The sequence below is a fragment of the Mesotoga prima MesG1.Ag.4.2 genome, from assembly GCF_000147715.2.
Taxonomy (GTDB): Bacteria; Thermotogota; Thermotogae; order Petrotogales; family Kosmotogaceae; genus Mesotoga; species Mesotoga prima.
In genome coordinates, this window is the sequence record NC_017934.1 from 2,684,032 (window position 1) to 2,708,709 (window position 24,678).

The 24,678-nt window shown below is 54.5% G+C and carries 15 protein-coding genes and 1 pseudogene; 2 read left to right on the forward strand and 14 right to left on the reverse strand.

The genetic code is table 11. From position 1 onward, the window contains the following. Position 1 precedes the first annotated feature (1 nt). The 12 genes from THEBA_RS12325 to THEBA_RS12380 all read right to left on the reverse strand — a co-directional run bounded on the left by THEBA_RS12325 (position 2) and on the right by THEBA_RS12380 (position 19,483). Positions 2-907 (reverse strand): carbohydrate ABC transporter permease, encoded by a 906-nt coding sequence (locus THEBA_RS12325; protein WP_014731818.1) that lies wholly within the window; start codon positions 905-907, stop codon positions 2-4. Further along, positions 904-1,773: a carbohydrate ABC transporter permease gene (locus tag THEBA_RS12330; protein WP_014731819.1), complete on the reverse strand. Its 870-nt coding sequence runs from the start codon at positions 1,771-1,773 to the stop codon at positions 904-906. Before THEBA_RS12330 ends, THEBA_RS12325 begins: the two co-directional genes overlap by 4 nt. Next, complete coding sequence (locus THEBA_RS12335; RefSeq protein WP_014731820.1) at positions 1,770-3,899, reverse strand: DUF5696 domain-containing protein; 2,130 nt, start codon at positions 3,897-3,899, stop codon at positions 1,770-1,772. The genes THEBA_RS12330 and THEBA_RS12335 overlap by 4 nt, the downstream gene beginning before the upstream one ends. Continuing rightward, positions 3,889-5,871 carry an NHL repeat-containing protein gene (locus tag THEBA_RS12340; RefSeq protein WP_014731821.1) on the reverse strand — a complete coding sequence of 661 codons (1,983 nt, stop codon included), beginning with the start codon at positions 5,869-5,871 and terminating at the stop codon, positions 3,889-3,891. The genes THEBA_RS12335 and THEBA_RS12340 overlap by 11 nt, the downstream gene beginning before the upstream one ends. A gap of 8 nt (positions 5,872-5,879) precedes the next feature. Continuing rightward, positions 5,880-6,749: a carbohydrate ABC transporter permease gene (locus tag THEBA_RS12345; RefSeq protein ID WP_014731822.1), complete on the reverse strand. Its 870-nt coding sequence runs from the start codon at positions 6,747-6,749 to the stop codon at positions 5,880-5,882. A 4-nt stretch (positions 6,750-6,753) separates the two neighbouring features. Then, a complete protein-coding gene (locus THEBA_RS12350; protein WP_049794066.1) occupies positions 6,754-7,650 on the reverse strand; it encodes a carbohydrate ABC transporter permease in 897 nt (298 codons plus the stop codon). Then, the gene (locus THEBA_RS12355; protein WP_014731824.1) at positions 7,643-10,393 is read right to left on the reverse strand and encodes an extracellular solute-binding protein; all 2,751 of its coding nucleotides are present in this window, start codon (positions 10,391-10,393) and stop codon (positions 7,643-7,645) included. Before THEBA_RS12355 ends, THEBA_RS12350 begins: the two co-directional genes overlap by 8 nt. A gap of 65 nt (positions 10,394-10,458) precedes the next feature. Then, a complete protein-coding gene (locus tag THEBA_RS12360; RefSeq protein ID WP_014731825.1) occupies positions 10,459-11,769 on the reverse strand; it encodes an ABC transporter substrate-binding protein in 1,311 nt (436 codons plus the stop codon). A gap of 20 nt (positions 11,770-11,789) precedes the next feature. Then, positions 11,790-14,171, reverse strand: a complete 2,382-nt coding sequence (locus tag THEBA_RS12365; protein ID WP_014731826.1) for a GH36-type glycosyl hydrolase domain-containing protein — start codon at positions 14,169-14,171, stop codon at positions 11,790-11,792. Between the two features lie 14 nt (positions 14,172-14,185). Beyond that, positions 14,186-16,276, reverse strand: coding sequence for a beta-galactosidase (locus tag THEBA_RS12370; protein ID WP_014731827.1), 2,091 nt, complete (start codon positions 16,274-16,276; stop codon positions 14,186-14,188). A gap of 149 nt (positions 16,277-16,425) precedes the next feature. Continuing rightward, complete coding sequence (locus THEBA_RS12375; RefSeq protein ID WP_014731828.1) at positions 16,426-18,483, reverse strand: glycoside hydrolase family 3 N-terminal domain-containing protein; 2,058 nt, start codon at positions 18,481-18,483, stop codon at positions 16,426-16,428. Next, positions 18,467-19,483 carry a LacI family DNA-binding transcriptional regulator gene (locus tag THEBA_RS12380; RefSeq protein WP_014731829.1) on the reverse strand — a complete coding sequence of 339 codons (1,017 nt, stop codon included), beginning with the start codon at positions 19,481-19,483 and terminating at the stop codon, positions 18,467-18,469. Before THEBA_RS12380 ends, THEBA_RS12375 begins: the two co-directional genes overlap by 17 nt. A gap of 132 nt (positions 19,484-19,615) precedes the next feature. Between THEBA_RS12380 and THEBA_RS12385 the strand changes: the two genes are divergently transcribed. Further along, the gene (locus THEBA_RS12385) at positions 19,616-21,724 is read left to right on the forward strand and encodes a beta-galactosidase (protein WP_014731830.1); all 2,109 of its coding nucleotides are present in this window, start codon (positions 19,616-19,618) and stop codon (positions 21,722-21,724) included. Between the two features lie 10 nt (positions 21,725-21,734). Beyond that, positions 21,735-21,977: pseudogene (locus THEBA_RS14915) on the forward strand (FAD-binding oxidoreductase); the annotation flags it as partial. Between the two features lie 1,373 nt (positions 21,978-23,350). On the opposite strand, the gene THEBA_RS12400 reads toward THEBA_RS14915, so the two are convergent. Both THEBA_RS12400 and THEBA_RS12405 read right to left on the reverse strand, forming a co-directional pair. Then, complete coding sequence (locus THEBA_RS12400; protein WP_014731831.1) at positions 23,351-23,707, reverse strand: NifB/NifX family molybdenum-iron cluster-binding protein; 357 nt, start codon at positions 23,705-23,707, stop codon at positions 23,351-23,353. Between the two features lie 4 nt (positions 23,708-23,711). Further along, entirely contained in the window at positions 23,712-24,671 is a 960-nt protein-coding gene (locus tag THEBA_RS12405) for a radical SAM protein (protein WP_041928293.1), read from the reverse strand. Between the last annotated feature and the right edge of the window lie 7 nt (positions 24,672-24,678).

Here is a 24,678-nt window from a genome sequence, read left to right on the forward strand (position 1 = left end):
ATCACTCCCCGGTTATGCCGGTTCTGTCTATGCTTTCGACGAACCAGCTCTGCGTGAAGAAATATATCATGAGCAACGGGATCAGAGTCAGGAAGGTTCCGGCCATTACTATCGCTTCGTTTAGGTTCTTGCCCACCACCGAGTAGGGATCGGCCGGGTAGAGTCTCCTGAAGGTGACGGCGAAATTCTGGAGCTTAAGCGGCAGCGTGGCCCATTTCTCTCCGAGGTAGAGGGCCGTGAGCGTCGTTTCGTTCCAGTACCAGACCAGCGAGAAAAGAAAGGCTATTATATACGCCGGGGTAGCCGAAGGCACGGCTATCCGGTAGAAAATCTTGAAAGTCGAGGCTCCATCTATCTTGGCCGCCTCTTCGAGCGAGCGCGGGAGCATGTTGAAAAACTGATAGAAGATCAGCACGAATATGGCGCTTCTGATTCCCTGCGTGAAGGTCGCCGGGAGTATGAAGGCCCAGATCGTCTCGAGGAGTTTGAGATCGCGGAACATGAGAAACTGGGGAATCATGGTGACCTGCGGGGGGATTATAAAGGTCGCCAGTAGCGCCGCGAGCATTATCTTTTTTCCAGGGAAGCGGAAGCGCGAGAAGCCATACCCGACAATCGAGGCCGAGATGGTCTGGAGGATCGAGGGCAGGACCGTCACGATGAGCGTCTTCATCAGGGTGGGCGCGAAATCCAGCACACTGGCCGCCTCGCTGAAATTCCCGATATAGAGCTTCGTCGGCAGCCATCTCACCAGCGGGTTGACGAGATCCTCGGTGTCCATGAAGCTGTACGATACTATGTATATCACCGGGTATATAAAGACGAAGCCGATCAGTAGCAGGGTGAAATAGACCGAGGCAATGCCGGCCGCAGTCTTCACCTTCCTGTTCAGTCGCGGAACGTTCAAGACCTCTCGCCCCCCTTCTTTCTGTATATCACGTTGATCAGAACGAACATCCCTATGATCGCGAGCATGACCAGAAAGTAGATCCATGAGAGGGCCGAGGCGTAGCCGAGCCCCTTTTCCGGTCTGTACATGTCCGTCTGTATCTTCTGGATCACGGCGCTTGTGGAGAAGGTAGAGACGGTCACTATCGTATATACGATGTTTATGAAGGTAATAGGGATGAGCGAAGGAATCGTCAGCTTCCAGAGGATCTGCCAGCCGGAAGCCCCGTCGATCCTGGCCGCTTCGTACATACTCCTGTCGATCTTCTGGAGTGAGGCGAGGTAGATGAGAATCTGCACGCCCGAGAACCAGAGGATCACTATGAAAGAGCCGACTGCGAAGGCGAGCAGCCTGGCGATCGACGGTGGCAGTGTGGCCTGGAGATTTACGAGGAAACCGAGGTTTGTCAGTCCCTCGAAGGTCATCGCGCCTTTGTCGGTCAGTTCGGCCAGGACCGGCCCGCTGGAGATTATCACGGGGAGGAAGAAGATCGTCCTGAAGAGGCCCTGTCCCTTAATCTTGAGATTGAGCAGAAGCGCGACGGCCATAGAGAAGGAGATGATTACCGGTATATAGACTGCCATTTGCAGAGCGTAGTCGATCAACATTCCAGAAAACGTCACGTCGGTCAGGAAGGCGTCCTTGTAATTCTTGAAGTCCACGAAGAAGGTGCGGATCCCGCTTGCCGTAACCCTGACCTCGTTGAGGCTCAGCCAGAAAGTCCTAACCAGCGGTACGAGCGTGAAAATCAGAAAACCAATGAGCCAGGGTGATATGAAGGCCAGGCCCTGGAGCGCCTCTCTGGTCCTTATTTTCATTCTCATCTGCTCACCTCGACAACGTAGGAGAGAGGCTCTATTTCGAGATCTCCCGCTCTCGCCGGGTTTTCGTTGTAGTTCAGCGTTATGGACGTTCCGTTATCGTAGGTGTTTCTGAAGAGACCGTCAGCCACTTCGACGCGTTCGACGAGCCGTGAGCCGACCGTATTTTCGAGGGCCTTCGAGACGAAGTCGTAGGCGAACTCGATCTTCTCGCTCCAGCTTTCGTACCCGGTGGAGAAGAGGTCGGACGAGGCGGTCTCTACAAGTTTCATCGAACTCTCGAAAGTTATGTAGAAGCCAGGGAAGAGCCCATAATCGACGGCCCTGAGCAGTTCACGTCTGAAGTCGGACGTGAGGTTTATGGGAGCGGTGAAGAGCCAGAAGGACTCCCTCAACACCAACGGCAGAAGCGGGACGACGCTGTCTTCTATGAGGTAACCCGAGTTCGAGACGGGGATGTCGGAGACGTGTGAAGCCCTGGAGATCATGTAAAGGTTGGGGTTGTACAGGATCGGCCCGTCGAAGAGCGAGACCGTCTCCAAAAGGGCTTCCACGTTTTCAGTTCTGTTACTGTCCCTGGTCGAGAAGGCCAGTTCGGCGAGGTTGGCGAGGGCGAACTTCTCGATCCCGAGTTTCGAGAAGCTCTCGAGTTCTTCGAGCACGAAAGAGGCCGTTTCCCGCGGATCTATGATGAATCTCGGACCGTCGATCATGATCTGTTCAGATCTGTTCTGAGCGTAGCGGGCTCTCGATACGCCCCCGGATCCTTCGTAAGCCGTCAGATAGTCCACATAGAAATAGAAGTCGCTTAGCCTTGATATATCTTCTATCGCTTTCCTCTCCAGGGGCAGGTGATCGGGCGAGGAGGTGGAGAGCCCGCCGGAGGTGTAGCCCCTCAAAACGACCACGGTCCGTTGAGAGTATCTCCTGACGTCGGTAAGTATTTTCTCCAGTTCGCTCTGTGGAGTCATTATATGGACCTTTCTGCCGAAGGTGGTCTTTTCGCTTTCCGAAACCAGGAACTCCAGCTTCAGCGGGACGACCTGCTCGAGCCGGCGCGAGGGGATGAGTCCCCTCCGAAGGAAATCCTCCCTGGCTTTGGCGGCTATCCCCGACGGGGACGAGTTCTTGCCGTCGAGAAAGTAAAATCTCAACGTCGGCGACACGGCGTTCCTCTGAGCCTGAGGTATGCTTACGCCCTCGCCCTTCTTGTTCAGGAGCTTTCTGTACATTTCCCTGTATATGAATCTTGTGGTTATCCAGTTGAAGGGGGTGACTATGCCAGACTTGTAGGCCTGGACCTCGGCGTAGAGATCGCCGCCCGCTATCACGCCTAGCATAGCCGAGTCGCCGGCCGTTATCGCGAAGAAGGGCAGGGTTATTCTCTCTGGATCGGTCACCATATCCAGGCTGAAAGTAGTCGGAATATCTGTGAAGCCTTCGTCCCGTCCATACACCCTCGCGATGAAGGGCGAGGTAGCGATCGTCTTTTTCGAGAGGTTGAGCTCCGCGCCTATACCGTCGGGAATGAGGAAGCTTCCGGGAACCGTTCCTTTCGATGCGCCCATGAATGGGTAGAGGTAGAGTGAAGTCAATTTGATCGCGCCCTCTTCGACCCGCGTGACCGATATATCCAGAGAATCGACCCCGAGTGTATATTTGACCTCGATTGCGGCCCCTACATCGGGGAAAGCGATGGCCACGCTGAAGCTATCCGAAGAGAGATCTACAAAGCCAGTCTCACCGTCCCTGACTGAGTTCAGCCGTCTGACGGTGTTCCTGGCGTCTATGTGTTCGAGCGTGACGCCCGAGCTAAAGAAGGCCTGCCAGACGTTGTTTAGCGATCTATCGGCCTCTTCCAGAACCGAATGCCAGACTTTGCCGTTTCTCAGATCGACGAGCTTTATCCCGGCCGACCTTTTGTCGAAGTACAGCTCCAGATTTTCGTTCCCAAGAATCTTTTCGAAGACCGGGCTCTCGAAGGTGTACGGCCTCTGAACGAAGGCCACCGGGGGCGTTCCCAACGATTCGCCGGGCTCATAATCGAGCAGAAGGCCCAGAAGGACCGTCGCCAGAACCAGAAGCGCTATCTTTATCGCGTAACCGACCACTGCCCTGTTAACCCGCATGGAAGATCAGCTCCTGGACGATCGAGACGAAGAAATCGATCTCCTCGCGCAGAAGTATGATCACGAGGAAGATCAGCAGGGCGAGAAGAAGCATCGCGAAGAGCGTCAGCAAAACGTTCTTCACCGTCTCGCCAAAGGTGAAGTTGTGAACCTGAGAAATTATGATCAGGAGCATAACGAGCGACCAGACGTTCAGGGCCTGCATCGAAAAGGTGTATATGAAGGCCTCGTTGAGCGTCAGCAGGTTGGTCACGAGCGCCAGAGGCAGGGCGAAGAGCAGGATTGGCAGGAAGGCTTCGATAGTGCCTATGTAGATGTGTTTGAAAGTCCCCTCGCCCTCGGAGATCTCGCTCACTAGAAAGTTTCCCACTATCCAGAGAAAGAGCAGCCTGTAGGTGTCGTAGAAGAGCGCCAGAAAATCGATGTTGCGCGCCCTGAAGCCCACAAAGAGCGGCGACGCCAGATAGAGAATCAATACGTTTTGAACGTACATCCATATGTAAAGCAACGTGGCAGTGGAGAAGGAAACCGCCCCGTTTCTCTTCATCTCGTAAACGGCGTCGAAGGGGTTCTTCAGGAACTTCAGCGAAGCCTTCAACTCCCTGAACAGTCTGAACCTTATCTCTCTGCCGGCCCTGGACCGCGGCTTTATCTTCCCCTGCCGCTTGAGGACCGAACGGACGAGATCGAAAACGGCCAGCGCCACAAGCGCCACGAAGAGAAGACCGACGACCTTCTGGAGCCAGTCGTTTCTGAGATGCCAGAAGGCCTCGGAGTAGCTGCGCTTATCCTGCGCCAGCGAGAAGTAGTCGAAGGCCTGCCCGTAGTTGTCCCTCTTGAACTCTATGTTGCCCAGCACTTTGTAAGTCAGGAGAAAACTGCTGTTCAGCTTCTGTATTTCACGCCAGATAGCCTCTCCCTCCAGATACATCCCCTGGTTGTAATAACTGACACCCTTCAGCACCAGGCTGCCGAAGGCCGTGGGCGAGAAAACCGTTATCGTTCCGTCCTCTTTGTCGAGAACGTAGATCCTGCCGTCCCCGGCCACGTCGATAGCCACCGGAGACCTGAGCAGCCCCCTCCTATTTTCGTAGTAGCTCTGACCGCCGAAAAGGAAGAGCAGATTCCCATACGAGTCGTAGATAAAGATCAGGCCCGTCGAGCTCAGGGCGTACACGTTCCCGAACGCGTCTATGTCGAGATCTATGAAATCGGAACTGGAGAAGTCGAGGTCGCCGTATATGTTGGTACCGGCGACGTTGAACCTCTTAATCGCCTTATCTGTGAGACCGGTGGTTACCGTCCATACCAGGCCGGAGTCTTCCACCACCAGGTTGCCTGGCGAGGGCGGCTTGATGCGGAGAAGCTGCTCTTTCTGAGACTGTGTGAAGAATAGCCTCTGGAGGATCATCCTCAGCGTTACGTCGGGTTCGTTCGCTCCGAAGAAACCGACGAACTTTCCATCTCTGTTGAAAACGACGAGTCCGTTCGTGACGCCCTGGCTGAGCACATAGACGTTCCCGCGCCTGTCTGCCGCCACTTTTAGCGGGATGAAGTCGTTGCTCTTGCCGTAAAGCGGCGAGTCTGGTCTGCTCAGCACACCGGTCTGGACTCCCTGTCCGTCGTATTTGTAAACGTTTCTGGCCCAGGAGTCGGCGATGTAGAGCGTTCCCGTCTCATCCACGTAGATCCCCTGCGGGTTCAGCACCTCCCATTCGGCCAGGTAGCTAACTTCTTTCCCGTCGAGCACGGCTATCCGAGAGTTGCCGGAGTCGGCGACGTACAGCTTACCGTCCCTGACGAAGAGGTCCTCCGGAGAGAGAAACTCCCCGTAAAGCACTTCGGTCGGCTCAAAGGCCTCCTGGGATTTGACGAGAAATGAGCCGATCCCGACGGTGTACGTGTTATAGGAAACGCTTGCGCATAGTACCGCCGCGGCCAGAAGGAATACGAGAGTGATCAGCCTCTTCATCGCGGGCCTCACTTTATACCGGAATGAGCCATGGTGTTCATCACCTTGCTCTGGGTGAATATGAAGATGACAAGGCTGGGCAGGAACATTATGAGGCCGGCCGCCGCAGCCACTCCCTGGCCGGCTATGGCGCTGGTGGAGCTGGTGAGCGTCGACATATAATAGGCGAAGTTCTTCAGGCTCTCCTGGTTTATATAGAAATTGGAGGCCTCCACAGAGCTCCAGGCCGTCTGGAAGGAGAGTATGGCAATCGTTGCGATTGCGGGTTTGGTGAGGGGCAGTATGATCTTGCCGTATATGAACCAGTCGTTGGCGCCGTCGAGTCTTGCCGCCTCTATGAGCGAGTCGGGTATCTGGTCTATGAACTGCTTCACCAAGAAGAGGCCGACGGGCATGGCTAGGTTGGGCAGTATGTGAACCAGAAAGCTGTCCACCAGCCCGGTCCTAGCTATTATTATGTAGCGTGGTATCATTACCGCGATCGGCACGAACATGAGCGCCAGCGTGTTGATTTCGAAGAGCAGTTTCTTGAGCCTGAACTGCTTCTTGGATAAAACGTACCCGGCCGCCGTTCCAACCAGGATAGTCGCCAGAACAGTGAGGAGAGAGATCAACAGACTGTTGAAGAGGTATCTGCTCACCGGTATGCCTGACTGGGTGACCGTGTTGAAGAGAGCCTTGAAGTTGTCCCAGGTGGGGTTCCTCACGAAGATTCTCGGCGGAAAGGCGAATAGTTCATTCGGCGGCTTGAAGGCGTTCATGAAGATGAAGATTATCGGAAGCGACATGAAGAGGGCCAGAGGTATGAGAATCGCGTAAAACTTTATCTGGCTCCTGTGAAACCTCCGCGGGTTTATCTTCGTGCCCTGAAAGGCCATCTTTTCACTCCCTTTCCCCGAAGATCGACCAGACGAACTTCGAAGAGATCCATATCATGAGCAGAAGTACGACCGATATCGTGGCGGCGTAGCCCATCTCGTATCTCAAAAAGCCGTAGTCCTCTATATGGTTGACTATGAGCTGGCCGGCGTACTGGGGCGTCGGGTTCGAACCGGAAAGCAGAACGCCTATGTAACCGGCCTGGAAGGTCGAGACGACCGACATCACCGCCCCGAAAAGCATTTGGGGCTTCATGAGCGGTACGGTGATATAGAAGATCTCCTGCCAGCGTTTAGAGATCCCGTCGACGTAACCGGCCTCATAAAGCTCCGGATCGGTGTTGAGCACACCTGCGAGCATGGCGAGAAAACCAACGCCCATGCTGCTCCAGAGGGTCACTATTATCATCGTGATCATGAGGTACTGCGGCGACTGGAGCCACTGCACGGGCTGGTTTATGAGACCAAGGTTCATCAGGAGGCTGTTCAGGTAACCGGACTTGTCACCACTGAAGATCGTCAGCCAGATTACCTGCATGGCCACCCCTACCGTCATCGAAGGCGAGTAAATGATGAGGGCCAGAATCGTTCTGGGCACCCTCGGAATCTGGGCCAGCATCCAGGCGAGGAAGAAGGAGAGGGCGTAACCCAACGGTCCGACTATGAGCGCGAACTTGATGGTGTTGGGAAGAACGTACTGCATGAAAACGTCGTCGTAGGTGAAGAGGGAGATATAGTTCTTCAGCCCCACGAAATCGGGAAACTGGATCGTGTTGAAATTGGTGAACGAGAGCAGTACCGCGATTATTATCGGTACGATTATGAATATGGTGAAGATCACCGCGTACGGCCCCAGAAAGGCCACTATCCATCTTCCGTCGGATCTTTTCAGCTCACTCACTCCACCAGGCCAGTATTTTTTCGAGATCGGGGATATCGTACTCTTTGACTTTTTTCCCGTCCACGACGTAACCGAACTCCTCCATCTTCCTGAGGATCTCCCTGTTGATCCTCTGCACGGCCTCGTCGACGGCCACCCTTATAGGTTTTCCTTCGAGAACTATTCTGTTCCAAATGTTGCTTATCTCGCGCTCCAGGATGTAAGTTGCGGGACTCCTGGGGACTTCCTGGAGCCACTTCCACTGTTCGCGTATCGCTTCTTTGTCTTCATGGGGAAGCGGCACGTCCTCGAAGGCGAACCTGTTCGAGGGGAGGATCAGATACTCGAGCCCGTACGTGCTGAGAACCTGGAAGACGAAGCGAGATTGAGTCTCCCGTGAGAGCCACCATTTGAGGAACTGCCAGGCCTCTTGCGGGTAAGCGGTATCGGCGAAGATCGCCACCGCCTGGGCCGAACCGGTCTGCCACCTCTCGACGTCACCTTGATCGACCCCGGGCGAGGGGGCCAGAGCCCAGAGGCCTTTCAGCTCGGGAGCGGCTATCATCAGCTGGACGTAGGTTGCAAGATTGCTTACGCCGATTGGGATGTCGGCCTTCCTGAAATGCTCAAAGAAGCTGGATACCTGGAGGGGCATGCCGTATATGGTGAAGAGGTCGGTCATCTCGCGTATCGCCTCCAGACCTTCCTTCCTGTCTATCGCAGTGCTAAGACCGTCTTCGCTGTACAGCCGCGCTTGGTGCTGGAAGAAGAAGGGAGCCGTGGTCATGAAGGCCTTGGAGGAGGCCATCCCTCCGATCGGAATGTAGTAGTTCATGCCGTTTCTTTGCAGCTCCGGTAGTATGAGCTTTACCTCCTCCCAGGTCGAGGGCACCGTGATGTTGAGCATACCGAGCACATCTTTTCTGTAGAAGGTGAGATAGAAATCCTGCGTCTCGGGGAGACCGTAGACTTTACCTTCGTACATGAAGGGAAGAAAGGTTCCGGGCATGAAGTTGCGGGCGAAGAGCGGGAAGTCTTCGAAATCCGAGAGGGCAAGGGCCGCGCCCCTTATCCCCATCTCGAAGGGTATCCAGTTGCTTATCCCGAGGGCGATGTCCGGCGACTTACCCGCCGCGTTGGCCAGGATCAGCTTCTGTTCATCTTTGATGATCGATAGATCCACCGCTATCCCAGTTCTGGGGGTGAAATCGTCGTCCACGAGCTGCTGGATTATGTCAGAGTACTGTCTGGCCCTGTTTATCCACACTTCCAAAACCACCGACCCTTCACTCCCCACGGCTTTGTACCGGACCGGTTTGAAGGAATCGACGAACCTCTTGATCCCCTCCCAAAGAGAGGCGAAGATGGAGGCCTTCTTGAAGGTGGGGGCAGCTTCACCGGAGTAGATGTATACGCGGTCTAGAGTGAGCGGCATATTCTGGAAACCGTTCAGGGCGACGGAGAGTTCCGAGACGATCGACCCGACGCTTCCAACCAGCAAATCGAGCTTTTTCGGTATATCGTCAGGGTCTTTCATAAGCCTCTCCAAGAACATTATGGCCGTTCTGAAAGAGGTCAATTCCTGCGAGTGCTCGTTGCCGTTTATCCGGGAGGCCACCGAGTATTCCCGAATGAGTGCCTCTCTCATGGCGGCCAGAGTTTCATCTATCCCGGGGAAGTAGTCCTCGATCTCCCACTCCACGTTCCTGTCGATCTCGCCCCCGCCCGTGAGGTATCTTATCTGCAAGGCGAAGTCGTTTATTTGGGCTATCATAGTTTTCAAAGTCATCAGGACGCTCTCGTAAACGCTCACGTCGACGGCAATTCCGAGCGTATGCCTGCCCCCGGCGAGGTAGAGCTCCAGGCTCTCCCCGCCACTCTGGAGAGTTTCTATCTTCCAGTCGGTCGAGGAGTCAAAGGGGTAGCTTTCGAGCTCTTTACATGGCACGGTGCCGTCTATCGTTATCCTTCTAAAGACTCTCATCTTCGACTTCGAATCCTGAATATATTTGAAGGCTATACTGTAGTAGCCGTCCGAGGGTACCTCAAATTCGTAGAAGACGGTCTGTCCACCGTTCTTCCAGGAGACCCCGCCAAAGGTATTGAGAAGCGAGCGGTAAGTGTCGAAGGGAACGACATCGAGACTCCTGCTCGAGGCCGAGTTGATGGTGGTGTCGCTCTTGTAAGAAGGGTGTTCGGCCTCCACTATCGTGATAAAATCATCTTTCGGCCGGTCCGCGTCGGGTTTCGTGTAATCGGGAATTACCTCGAGCGATAGCACTTCCAGCGAGTGCAGGGTTATCTCTCCAGAGAGGAGTGTCACTTTCACCGTGTTTTCACCCTCCTCGAACGAGAAGAGCAGCGGTTCCCTGAAAAGGCTCGAGGAGTCACGCAGCGTGTAATCGAGCCGGGTCGAGAGCATCGTCTGAGAGGGTAGGACTTCGTCTCCATATCTGTTCAGCGGGAAATCCAGCGTCTCGTATTTCCAGTACTGAACGAGCGGAACTCTCTGCGCCTCGAGGAACTGGTAAGCGCCGTTTATCTCGACTGAAACTTCGGGTGGGAGGATCGAAGAGCCGGTAACCGTGTAACCGAGCCTGATGACGTAGTGGCCGCGCGCGCTCAGACTTATCTTCAACTCGAGGCCGTCGTTTCTCCGGAGGTTTTCAGAAAGGGGCGGCGAGGCCCAGACGGTCCCACCGCCGTAAGAAGGTTCAATATCCGGCAAGAGCGTGGAGTACGGAACCGCGAGATTCGCGCCCATTGAAACGAGAGCCAAAAAGAAAAAGGTAAGCAGCGCTCCGCCCTTGCTTATGGTTCAGCCTCCATTCAGTCGGTCATTACCGCGATCTTCTCGATAGCGTTCTTATACTGCTCGTTGGCCAGCTTGTTCAACTGACCCGCGTAGTCGGCTATGTTCACGTTACCCCTCATGCTGTTCCATATCACGTCGCCTATAGAGGCGTTGTCGTTGTCTCCGACTTTGATTCCGGTTGGCGCCGTCCAGCGTGACTGGATATAGCCTGGGACTATCTTGACGCCTTCGACTATACCCTCGGAGATCCTGGCGAAGGCTTCGTCGATTCCCGGGAAGAGTTTCTTGACCTTGAAGTATTCGTCTAGAACGGCCTGTTCTGTGGTCAGCGGCAAAGAGGTCCACTGGTTGGCCGTGTCGATCTCCAGTCTCTTGAGAATACCCTCTTTAGCGAAGGTTATGTATTTGGCAAATTCGTAGGCCTGCTCCGGGTATTCGGTCGTCTTAGAGATGATGAAGAAATCTCCCACAATGGTCACCTTACCTTCGGGAACGCCGATAAAGCGGCTCGGGAAGGGTAGCGTGGCGAAAGAGGTCGTGTCCCAGGTGCCCGACCATCTGATAGCTATCTTGCCCTGGTTCCAGACATCTCCGTACCAGCCGGCGTTGTACTGCTGTTTCTGCTCTTCCGGAAGGCTGTCAAAGACGAATTTGCCGTCGAACAACTGCTTGGCGATCTTGACGCCTTCTATGAAGGCCGGGTGATCAAGGTTGTACTTCTCGCCGTCCCAGGTAAAGTAGCCCAGCGCGGGATCTTTGGTCGCCGGGAACCACTCGGGGATCTGGACCTCTTCGGCTATCCCGAGAACGCCGTCCCTGGGGATGGTGAGTTTTCTGATCGCCGAGAGCATCGTGTTCCAGTCGGGAGCGTAAGGCAGCTGCGGAACGTTGTAGTTGGTGAAGAGATCTTCGTTGACGAAGTATCCGAGCATATAGAAGCCCGAAGGAACGGCGAAGACCTTTTCATTGTAAACGGTGGCTCCCCTCAGCGGGGCGGGTATGTTTTCCCACTCTGCATCTTTAGCCGTCATGGCCGTTATGTCCAGCGCCCAGTCGTTTACAAGAGCCATGGGGATGTTCGGAATCATTATGACGTCGGGCAGCTTTCCAGCGGCGGCCGCGGCGATCAGGGAATCTTCGTACTTGCCGTAATCGAGATCGGCGAACTCTACCTTGATATCCGGGTGAGTCTTCATGAACTCCTCGACTATCTTCTTCTCGACGTCAAGACTAAGGTTCCAGTTGGCATAGACGATCGTTACGGCCTGGGCCATGGCCGCCGTAACGAGCAGGATCACGAGACCTATCATCACTAGCTTTTTCATACTTTCCCCTCCTTTTTCAGTCAGTCTTTACTTCTTCCCAATATAGCCACTACTTTGTGAGTTTTACCGTCGTTTACGATCGAGATCTTCGGACCGCCTCCCTTCCCATCGACCGTTACGGTTGCGACTGAGTGCGAAAGATTTTCGGGATTTCTTACCTCTATTTCGTACACGGTCTCTTTGAACTTCCTCGTATATTTGAAACCCTTCCAGTGTGGGGGAATTACGGGATCTATCTCCATGAAGCCGTCTTCCACCCTTATCCCGAGTATCCAGCTGACGGCCACTTTGTGGAGCCACTGGGCCGAACCAGTGTACCAGCTCCAGCCTCCCCTTCCGTACATCGGCGAGACCGGTCCGTCGGAATTGCCACAAGTGACGTACGGCTCGGCCATGTATCTGTCTATATCCACGCTCCTGTTGGGCGGGCAGATACCTGAATAGGCTTTGTAGGCGCTGGCGGCGTCTTTCATGAGTGCGAAGGCCCAGACCGCCCAGGCGGCCGCGTGTGTGTAGACGCCGCCGTTCTCTCTCAGCCCGGGAGCGTATCTGGTTATATATCCTATATCCGGCGCCGGTTTCGTGAAGGCCGGGTAGAGCAGAAGGGCGCCGAAGTCTTTGAGGAGAATCCTTCCGACCGAGTCCATGGCGATGGCCTTCCTTTCGGAATCGGTTATATCGCTTATCACGGCCCAGGTCTGGGCGTTGAGGAAGATCTTTCCCTCTTCGTTCTCCTTCGAGCCAATCTTGCCGCCATCGTCTTTGGTCGCGCGGATAAACCACTCGCCATCCCAGGCGTATTCGTTCACGGCGTCCTTCAGCGACTGCATCACGTCGCGGCACCTGTCGGCGAAGACCCCATCTCCCCGCTTCGTTGAAAGAGGCAGGAACCGCTCGAGCAGAAGGTACATGAATTGAGCAAGCCAAACGCTTTCTCCCTTCCAGTCGCTGCCCACGGCGTTCATTCCGTCATTCCAGTCATGCTCTCCTATAAGGGGCAGCCCACGTGGCGAGAAACGTTTGAAGGACTTCTCGATGGCAAGCCTACAGTGCTCATAAAGCGTCGCTGAACCGCCGTCGACGAAGGACAACTCTTCATCCAGTATGCCGTAATCGAGGGTTTCCCTCACGTACTGCGACGTGATGAAGGGAAGCCACAAAAGGTCGTCCGAACAGCCTGTCCTCGGACCGCCACCGCCTATGGTAAACCACCAGTGAAAGACGTCTCCCTCTCTGAACTGGTGTTGTGCGTGGAGTAGGATCTGTTTCCTCATGAGGCCCGGGTCGGCAACAAGGAAGATCTGCGAGTCCTGTAACTGGTCCCTGAAGCCGTAACCGGCCGATACCTGGTAATACCCGGACTTGCCCCATAATCTGCCCGAGATCGCCTGGTACTTCGACCAGTAATTGGTCATTATATTCAGCCCCGGGTCGGGCGTTTCGACCTTCTCGGCCTCGAGCAAACCGTCCCACATCGCTTTTAATTCCGAGAAGAGTCGCCTGGAAGCCCCGACGGAGCTGTGAGACTTCAGCAGTTCCTCCGGGTCCTCCTCGCCGATGATCGCGGTGCCGGTGGTGAATACGACGCTCTTCGACTGTCCCGGAACCAGCACCATCTCCACCTGCAGGGCGGCGCAGGGATCGCCGAACCTATCGCACTTTCCCGTCAGTTCGTCCTCAAAAAGCGCGGCCGGTCTCTCCTGGGTGCCGTACATCCCGATGAAGGATTCCTTGTCGCAGGTGTAGGACTTCACCGGCTCGCTCGCACCGTGAAAGGCGATCTGGTTCCAGTCGGTGTTGTTCCACCTTCCCTTCCCGTCGGGGAACTGTCCTAGATACTTCCTTACGAAGATCGCGTTGTCTCTGAAGGCCGGTACTATGAAGAGCTTGTGAAACTCCCTGTGTTCATCGGGGAAGTTCCCGAGAACCCACTCGAAGTACGATGTGATATCGAGTCTCCGGCTGGTGGCGCCCTCGTTCTTCAGGGTTATCTCGGCCAGTTCCACCGGCGCCTTTGCCGATACGAAAACTTTCATCTCCGAGTAGATATCCTCCACGCGGTGGCGGTAGATGGTATAGCCCATCCCGTGGACCACTTCGTAAAGAGAGTACTGGGCCATTACCGGCTTCCAGCCTGCCGACCAGAATCTTCCGCTCTCCCTGTCACGTATGTAATAGTACTTGCCCCAGCTATCCTTGATCAGGTCCTGGTAAGATCTGGTTATCCGGTTCTGGCCAGCGTTGCCCCGCCAAGAGTAACCGCTCCCCGTGTGGGAGGCGATCATGGAGTAATCTCCGTTACTTATAACGTTCACCCAGGGGCGGGGAGTTCGTGGATCGACTATCACGTATTCCCTCCCGTCCGGGGTGAAATATCCGTACTTGCTCTCGAAAAGCCTCACTTTCCACACGCTCCTCAAAAGACGGCCTTACGGGCCTCAAACTTTTTCCGCTCCCGGAAACTCCCGTCGAGCCGGACGATCAGGCCCGCTCGCCCCTTGACCGTCGCTTCAAATTCAAGATCTCCGGTCTTCACTGTGATTGTTTTGTCGTAGTCATCGTAGTTGTTGAGGAACAGAAAATCCACGCCTTCCCCTTTCCTGAGCCAGGCATCGATGAATTCTCCCTTTATCTCGACGTTTCTTTCTATTCCAAGATGCTCGCAGAGCCTGCGGAGGACTTCGAGCTTGTACTCCCTCTCAAGCTCTATACCGCAGCCGAGCATGACTATCTCGCCCTGCCCGACAGAACCGTAAAAGGCGCAGGCCGAACCTTCTTCGTCGAACCCGAAAGGCGACAAGCCCGAAAGTTCACGGTAGCTCTCGGTGTAGAAGGCGTTTATTTCAAGGCCAAATATCCGCGCCATCGACCAGTCCCTCTCTTTACCTTTTTCGACGTTCAGGCGGTCGCGTATGATCGCACACTCTCTACCGTGTTCTTCCCGCTCCGGCAGCGCGGGGAAGAGAACTAGCCTCCCGCCGCTTTCCATATACCGGACGAGCTTTTTCTGAACACCGGCCGGCATGAAGGGACCGGAGAAGACCCAGAGAATTGGCCGTTTCGTCGGATCGATCTCTTCGACCGCTTCCAGATCGACCGCTCCAGCGGTATAGTTCAAAAGGAAGAGCCCCCTGAGCAGCCCGTCGAACGTAGCCATGTCCCTGTGCGCTTTGGTCCGGGCGAAGGGGTATCCGTCTTGGGCGAAGAATTCGCCCGCATAGTAAGAGGAGATAAAACCGAACCACGTATCGAAGGCCGGTTTGGCGTTCAGCAACTCTTTCTCGGACGGTCTTACGGTACTTATCAATTCTTTGATTTTGTTATAACTCCCCCTGAGCTCTCCACTGGCTCCGATGGGCGCCTGCCAGTCGTGCGCGCTTCCCATGAGGCCGCTCCCCTCGGGATTTCTCCCCCCGACGAAGAGATAGTAATTGATCGCGTTCATTCCGCCTGCTATGCAGAGCAGGCTGGAGAGATCTATCGAGGAGGGCATGAGTTTCGGCCTATCGTGCTGGAAACCGCTCTGAAACTCGGCCGAGAAGAGCGGTTGGGCAGGATTCTCGACGGCCGTCATGATCGAATTTGAGATGCTGATATCGGTGAAGTTCTCGTGTACTATGTTGCCTATATAGTAGTCGCCCGAAAGAACAGCCCGCGGTATGTCGGCAGCCGCCTTCAACTGAGAGACGCCGATAGGGTAATTCTTGCCTCTCTTGGCGTACTCGAGCGTATCAAAGCCATGTATGTTTATTATCTTCGGCAGATCGATGCACTCTTCATCCATGAAACGGGAGAGGGTCTCGAGGTACTCCCTGAAGTATTGCCTCATGAACCTGTGATATTCTACGTTCAGGGGAAAGCCGAACTGTTTGCCGTAACTCCAGGCTTCTAACTCCGCAAGAAGCTCAGGTGCCCTGGCGGTGAGGTATTCGCGAAAATGGGCGAGGGCAACCGGGCTGTAATCCCCCGTGGAGGTCACCCAGTGGAGCATGCCCACTTCGTTGTCCAGCTGGATCATTATCGCGTCGCTCTCCCGGATAGCTTTCGCGATTGATGCGTACCACTTTCTCACGCAGTCGAGGAAACCCGGATGCAGATACGAAAAGACTCTGGTGGGGTGCGGCTTTCCCTCGCTCGTCAACGCGATTCCGTCGGGGTGTTTCATGTAGAGCCAGTCGGGAAGCCCTTCGTTTTTGAGCTCGGACATTATGTACGGACCGGGTTTGATTATGAGGTCGAAACCGTATTCCATGGCCAGCCTTGTGAAACCCGTCAGATCTCTTTCTGGAGAGGTCCGGCCTTCGAAGTCTGTCTCGCCCTCTTTTGTCTCGTGCCAGAACCATGGTACGTAGAAGCTCAACGTGTCGAAGCCGGCCCGCCTTATCTTTTCCAGCCTGTCGAACCAGTCGCCGGCCGGAACCCTGAAGTAATGCATCTCGGCCGAGAAGAGAAACCTCTCCCGCCCGTCGATGACGAACTTCCCGTCTCTGCATTCAACGCGCTTCACCACGCACCTCCTGCTGAAACTAATTGAAACGTTTCAACGGTATTTCAAGCTTATCATACCGGAGAGGACCGAAGAAAATCCCGTAAACTTCGAAGAAGGATGTATATTCCCGCTCACGGTTGAATAAATGAAAAATCCTTTGTGTCTCTTCAGATCAGTTCGAAATAGCCCTTCAGGTGTTCGACGCTGTTGCGCCCGAGGAAGACCTCAAACCGCCCCTTCTCGAGAGCCGGCTTCAAATTTTCATCGAGGAAAGAGAGCATCTCCCCCGTTATGTCGAACTGTACGTTCTTCGATTGACCGGCCTTCAGAAAGAGTTTTTCGAAACCTTTGAGCTCCATCACCGGTCTGGTGACGGAGGCCGTCACATCCCTTACGAAGAGCATAACCGTCTCCGAGCCGTCGTGATCTCCGCGGTTGGTGACACGCGCGCTCACTTTAAGCTCTTCCCCCATCTTCGGCGAACCGCTCGAGAGCGCGAGATCTTCGTAATCGAAATCCGTGTAGCTCAAACCCCAGCCGAAGGGGAAGAGCGGTTCGTCCTGGATATCTATATACTTCTTGAACAGCGGACGGCCCGTATTTTTCCTGTTGTAGTAGACCGGTATCTGACCGACGGAGGCCGGAAATGTCAGCGTCAGTTTCCCCGAGGGATTGTGAATGCCGTAGAGGATTTCGGCGAGTGCGTTGCCGGCCTGATGGCCGGGCTGCCAGAGCTGGAGAATCGCCGGCACGTTAGCCTCCTCCCAGCTCAAAACCAGGGGCCGGCCGCTCACCACGACCAGCACTACATTCTCGTTGACTTCCATGACCGACCTTAGAAGCCTCCTTTGGGCCGCGGGTATCGTTATGTCCGCCCTGGAGCGGTTTTCGCCGCTCATAGAGGACGTCTCGCCCAAAACCATCAGCACGACCTGCACCTTCGACGCGATCTCGCGGGCCCTGTCGATGCCGCCCTCTATGTCGGAGTTTATCTCGCAGCCCCTCTCGTAGCGAAACTCCTCTCCAAGGTTCTCCAGACCTTCGAGAACGGTCACACTCTCCTGCACCTCGACCTGTCCGGCCCAGCAGCCGAGCATGTCGGGCCTGTCGTCTGCCAGCTTGCCTATAACCGCAAGTTTTGTCCCCTTTCGCAACGGCAGGAGATCCCGGTTCTTGAGCAGGACTATGGATTCGCGCGCCGCCTTCAAGGCCAGTTCTTTCGCCGCGAGGTTTTCTAGGCTCAGCCGGCGTGCGTCTTCTATCCTGAACCTTTTTTTGCCGAAGAGCCCTAGTCTCTCCTTCAGTTTCAGGACTCTCCCAGCCGCTTGATCGATCTCCTCGACCGTAAGCTTCCCCTCGCGGACGAGCTCTTTCAGATATCTCTCGTAGACTCCGGAGTTCATGTCTATATCCACCCCGGCTTTGAAGCCGAGACGGGCCGCCTCCCTCCCGTCGGAGGCTATCGAGTGGTTCACCAGCTCTTCCACCGATTCCCAGTCGCTCACCACAACTCCCCCGAAGCCTAGCTCGCCCCTTAGGATCCCCCGTATCGCACGCTCGTTGCCCGAGACGGGTATCCCGTTGAGATCGTTGAAAGATGACATCACCGACATCACACCAGCTTTAACCGCCGCGTCGAAGGGTGGCAGGTAGATCTCCCGGAGCGATCTCTCAGAGATATCGGCCCCATCGTAATCCCTTCCGCCCTGCGGTGCCCCGTAGGCAACATAATGCTTGGCACAGGCGGCGGTTTTCGGCAGGTCCTCCCAGTCGTTTCTCTGGTATCCCCTGACCCTCGCCCTCGCCACTTCGCTTCCCAGATAGGGGTCCTCGCCGGCCCCTTCGGCCACCCTGCCCCACCTCGGATCTCTCGAGATATCCACCATGGGGGCGAATATCATGTTTATACCCTCCATGGCCGCCTCGCGCGCCGACAGGGCGCACGTTTCCTCTATGAGTCCCAAATCGAAGGAACAGCTCAGAGCGAGGGGAATGGGAAAGATCGTCCTGAATCCGTGAATGACATCGTCGCCCATTATCAGGGGGATGCCAGTTGGCGAGTCGAGGGCCAGGTTCTGCCTCATCTGCGTCTCTTCGCCCCTGTTGTTCAAAAAGGAACCGATTCTTCCCTCGGCCAGCGCTTTCTGTTGAGCTTCTCCATACTTGCCGTACATCACCAGCTGACCGATCTTTTCCTCGAGCGTCATATCACTCAATCTCTTCATGTGCAGCCCTCCCGGTCGAATCCCTCACCACCAACGTAACATCGAGATTGATATTGCTCACCTCGTCGTACTTGCCAAAGATCAGGCTGATAAGCATGTGCGCGGCCAGTGAGCCGAGCTGGTACATCGGTCTCCGCACCGTGGTCAGTTTCGGGGTTATGTACGAGGAGAGTTCTATATCGTCGAAGCCGACGAGAGATATATCCTCCGGCACTCTCAACCCGTACTCGTTTATCGCCTTGAGCGCGCCTATGGCCGTTTCGTCGTTGGCGCAGTAGAAGGCCGTCGCGATCTTCCGGCCACGATTCGCCTCCAGGTAACCGCTCATCGAGCTCCGACCGGACTCTTCGGTGAAGTCGCCCTCCAGAACGTCCCCGGCCACAACGTTGAGTCCGAACTTCTTCATGGCTCCGGTGAAGCCGGAATACCGTTCTCTGGCATCCAGAGTGTCCTTCGACCCCTTTATGAAACCTATCCGCCTGTGGCCCAGTTCATGGAGGTGTCTGACGACTTCGTAAGAACCCCTTTCGTTGCCTATCCGAACGCTCCTCACCCTCTCGCTTTTCAACACCCTGTCGAGCGTGACTACAGGGAAGTCCCGTGAGAAGCCTTCTATATCCTCGGATTTGACCGTCGGCGTCATGATGATGAGGCCGTCGACGATATCGTTTTTGAGAAACTTGGCGACATCCTGACGGCGGTTCTCCAGCGTGCAGTAGATCAAAAGGTTGTAGCCCATGTTGTGAAGAACATCCTGAATGCCCTTCACCAGAGAATCGTAGAAGGGACCCTTTATTTCATGGACGATGAGCGATACGAGGTCGTACTTTTCCTTCTTAAGGCTCCTGGCGAAGGTATTGGGAACGTAGTTCAGTTCCTTCGCGGCCTTCAACACTTTCTGCCTGGTCTCTTCGCCTATCCTGTTGCTGTTGTTCAGGACGTAGGAAACGGTGGAGATCGAAACCCCCGCGAGTTTCGCCACGTCTTTTATAGTCGCCAAGGTTATCCCTTCTTTCATTGAAACGTTTCAACAAATTATACTGTTTTTCTCACTCCGGCCAAAATCCCGGCGGGAAATACCTGGGCTATAATTGTTTAAAGGTTTCAATGGCCGTTGCGAAGGTGATGAAGAATGAAAAAAGAGAATTGGTCGAAGATCTGTGGAACTCCCCGGTTGATTTCGGCCGAGATCCACTACTTCAGACTCGAGCCCGGAGAGTGGAGAGAGAGGATTGAAAAAGCGAAGGAAGCCGGCTGCGACGCGATAGCTTCCTACATTCCCTGGCTCTGTCACGAGAGCGTCGAAGGAAGATACGATTTCACCGGGAGGCTAGACCTGAGAGCCTTCGTGGAGCTTGCTAAGGATTTGGGGCTTTACTTCATAGCCAGACCGGGTCCCTTCGTCATGGCAGAGCTAAAAAACGAAGGGATCCCACACTGGCTGTACGATAAGCACCCACATCTCAGACCCCTCAGCTGGGAAGGAAGAAAAGTCGAGAGCGCCATGGTCATCTACAACCACCCGGACTTTCTCGCAGAGGTCGAAAAATGGTACGACAGAGTGGGGGAGATCCTCGGACCGTTGCTGGTCGGTAGGGGAGGAAACGTTGTGGCCGTCCAGCTGGATAATGAGATAGGCATGCTTCAGTGGGTCAACAACACGCCCGATCTTTCGGACTTCACGCTCGCGAGGTTCAACGACCGGGTCTCGGAGAAGCGCGGCCGGGAGCCCTACGGCTTCGCGCTTGAGAAGCGCGATGAAACTTACAGGCTCCTCCGCAGCCCGGGAGAAGATTTCTCGCTGGAGTTCATACGCGACCTCGGCCAGTTCACGCGCGAGGATTACAGAGAGTACGTGCAGAACCTGAAACAGTTGGCCAAGAGGGCCGGCCTCGAAGGTATCCCCTATATAGTCAACATTCACGGTACGTCCGAAGGAAGGGGCTTCACCTTCCCGATAGGCATCAGCCAGCTTTACAAAGCCTGCGACGACGAGGAGGTCTTCCCCTCTAGCGATATCTATCTGGGAGATCTCTCCTTGAGGAACTTCCAGGACCTCTACACGATAAACGAAACGCTCGCGGCCGCCTGCGGGGGAGTTTATGGTTCCATGGAATTCGAGTGCGGCGACGGCAATTACGGGGACAACTACGGGCAGAGGATTGACCCTTACTCGCTGGAGCACAAGCTAAAGCTCTGCATCGCCCAGGGGAACCGATTGATCAACTACTACCTCTTCTCGGGAGGAAGAAACTATGTCCTTGATCCCGAGCCACTCGACGGCAACGGAAGGATAGCCTTCACCGGCGAGCTCCACGGCTTTGCGGCCCCGATCTCTCCTACGGGCGCGGAAAACTACACCTACGGCTTCCTGAAGGAAGCGACGCTCTCCCTCAAACCACTGACGAGAAACATGGGCAATCTCTCGGTAAGCCATGATCCTCTGACGGTGGCCTTCATTCCGGACTATTTCATGAGCGAGTACCGTTACGGGACGAGATCCGGAGAGATGATTTCCGATCTCCAAACTCACCGGGCGGGCAACTTCTGGGACAGCTTCCTCAAGGCACTCCTGCTGCTGGGATACCGCTACGACGTGAAGAATATACAGGATGGAGAAATCGATCCCGAAAGGCTGCTGATCCTTCCATGTGCGAGGTATCTGGACGTTGCGATCCAGAGAAAGATCGCGGATCATGTCGAACGCGGGGGAAGGCTGCTGATTTACGGGGAGGTGCCTCTCTTCGATATGACCGGCAGAGTTTGCAGGGAACTGATTGAGGCTCTCGGCATAACTCCCGGGGAAGCTTACCGTTCCTCTAGCAAATATTTCCTCTCGGTGAAACCTTTGGGTTTGCCGGAACTGGCCACGCATTTCGCCCGGGCCTTCAGAATAGAAGGGGGCGAAGAGCTCGCCGTAATAGCCCAGAAGGGCGAAACGTGCGCCGCCAGAGTCGGAAGCACAACGGTCATAACTGCCCATTTCAACTGCAACACTGGCTTCTTCGGCCGAATTCTCGAGGGCTACGGATTGAAACCGAAGATCTCCATGACGGGCGATTCCTTCGGGGTTTTCCCCGTCGTGAGCGTCGGTGATCGTGGAGAGAGACTCGTTTACGTCTTCAACGAAGATAACTTCGAAAGGCGTATTGGGCTCCGCTTCGAAGAGGAGCCGCTTTTCGGGGGGAAGGAGCTACTTCTCAGGGCTAGGGAGGTGGCTGTGGAGATGCGTTACCCCTGAAGGTGAAGAGATGAATTACGGACGGCTCAACGCAGACCTGATCGAAGAGTTACAATCACTACTCAACATCCCCGTCAAATACGATGAGGAAGTGTCGGAGATCATGAAATTTGCAAACAGGCACTTGATTCCAGTTACCCCAAGAGGTGCGGCAACGGGCCTTTCGGGAGGCGCGGTGCCCTCATACCGTGGAATCGTCATGAGTTTCGAGAAGATGAACAGGATTCTCAAGTTCGACGAAGCAAACATGATGACCTGATTCGAGGCATAAAAAAGGCCTTTGATCGAAACAACATACTCAATCCGGGGAAAATAGTGGATCTTTGAAAAGAAACCGAGGGTAGAGGTCAGTGGTCAGAGGTTGGAAGAGCAAGAGCTGGTCCGCCGTTCAATGGTTCACCGTTCTCCGAAAAGAATTGTTGCAAGTTCCAAGATGCAAGTTGCAACAAGAAGAAAGAAGACTTTTTTCTAAAGGGCGATGAGGTAAGCTCGTTTTTGGCATTCAACAAGACAGCATCGAGTGCCGAATCACGTTCAGATGACGGTATGTGACGTTTTCGCAATCACGTAACACTGTCATCCCGGACTTGATCCGGGATCTGGGCTTCGGTTTTTTCTCAGCTGAAGACGGTGGACCGTTGACCGGCGACGCTGTTTTCATCATCGTACTGTGGTTCTTTAGGATCCTCGAGATGCTGAAGCAAGTTCATGACGCCAAGCACGGGGTATCGATAACAGGGTATGGGGTCTCGCGAAAAGAACCGGCAATCGATTCAGGGTTTCAATGCAGCTGAGGAAGTTGTCCAGGCAGCGGTTTGTGGAAGCCCCTCACTCTGTCATCCCGAACTTGTTTCGGGATCTGGTTCCAAGAACGAACAACCTGGACGCGTAGCGTCGGAACGAAGAACAGGTGCTTCTTGGCGGCGGTGGACCGTTGACGGATAACGCTGTTTTCATCAGCCACCAGCGGGTTTTTGCTCTTAAGCGCTCAGCGGTTCTTTTGTTCGCAATTTGGAACGGACTACTTGCAACTGCTCTTCTAAGGACGGATCCTTGCTCTTGAAGGACCAAGGACGGCTTCTTTCAGCATGACTGTAAGTGCCGTTCTCGCAATCACGTAACACTGTCATCCCGGACTTGATCCGGGATCTGGTTCCAAGAACGAACAACCTGGACGCGTAGCGTCGGAACGAAGAACAGGTCTTCTCGAAGGACGGGTCCATGATCTTGGACGAGCAACGAAGGATGTCTCTTCACAGCGTTCAGTGGATCTTGTGACCCGCGCAGCGGAACTGGCCACACAAAGTGCGACGGTCCTGATGTTCTGCATCAATTGTGTTTTTCGGTTTTTCTTGCCACTTCTTGCAGTGACTGGCCTCAGCGTTAAGCTGAGACTGGCACCACGAAGTGGCACTGGCGAAGGCGAAGCCTTCACTGGCGGCGATGATTCTCGCCTTTTGACTGGCCTTGCGTCCCGCCGCAGCGGGAATTGTGTCTAACCTTTTTGCTCTTCCTCGCGCTAGCGAGCATCACTTCCTGGGATGGTCTTCCCAGCATCACTTCTGTTTTCCCGGAGAACGGTTGACCGCTGACGGACAACTTTGCTGTCCAGAAGGACGAACTTATTCAGCGAACTGCCTTGTGCTTGCCATCGTATTTCTGCTCATTGAGATACGCCTTCAGTGCCTCGTCGATCGTCATGGGTTCCAGAACCACCGGCTCGTAATTCATCTCGGCAAGTTTTTTCAACGATCCCTTTCCCATGGCTGCGCCGATCCAGACTGGGCAGTCGCCGATGACCTGGAGGATCTCGTCAACCTCGGCATGCTTATGATTCTCATAATAGGGATTCGGCCTTGCTTCAACCTTAATGGCGCACTTTCTTTCGTCTAGCTCATAGATGTCGTAGTACCTTGACTGCCCGAAGTGGTCCTCGTTCAGTTTGAAACCGTCATTGGTCCCGATTGCGATTAGCTTTCCCATTTTTTCATCCTCCCGATCGCCTTGTTGCCAGGACGTATCTATAAAAGTTATTTCCGTGATAAGTCTTCTTCTCGACATTCGGATTCTCGGCCAACCTCTTCAGAAGACCCGTGACCGACTCCTCCTTGAACTGCGACTCAACAAAGCTCCTTATGTCCTTGTCCGACATTGGATGACGCTTGATGATCTCTATCACTGCATCCAGCGCCTCTTTCTCAGAAGTAGTAAAACTGCTGACTGGCAGGTTCTCGATGCTCTCTGCATTAAGAAGAGTCCTCGCAAATTCTATCGCCGATTCTGAAGGCACTTCTATGCCGCTTTCTGCGGGAGGCCTTGCAGGCACATTGATATACACTCTGGCCGGCTTAATCTGATCGATTTTCTTCTTTAGCTCCCTCAGGAAGCCATCGCTGTCGTTGTAATCCTTTATCAACATCACTTCAAGCCAGATCTCCCCTTTGAACTCCTTCGAGAAATCCAGCAGACCTTTATAGACCTTTTCATAAGTCAGCTTCCCGAAAGGTCTGTTTATTCTTTTGAAGCTCTCCTCATCTTTCGCGTCGAGCGTGGGCATCACAATATCGAAATCCTTTATCTCTTCCACCAGTTCTCTATCGAATAGAAGAGAGCCGTTGGTTATAAGAACCAGCGGCTTTCCCGTCATTTCTCTAAGACCCCTCACTATAGCATCCAGCGGTTTGTAGAGGGTCGGCTCGCCCTCTCCGACAACCGTCACAACGTCGAACGACTCTTCACCGTGCGCCTCGATAAACCTCCTGGCTTCTGAGAGAATCTCCTCAGGCGGGTAGAAGGTCTGTCTCGTGTTTGTCATATTCGTCGTTCTTCCCAGCTGGCAGTAGACACAAGCGTAATTGCACGTCTTGAAAGGTATAGTGCAAACCCCCAGAGATCTTCCTAGCCTTCTTGAAGGGACAACCCCATATACATGACTCAAAAAAAGCACTTCCTTC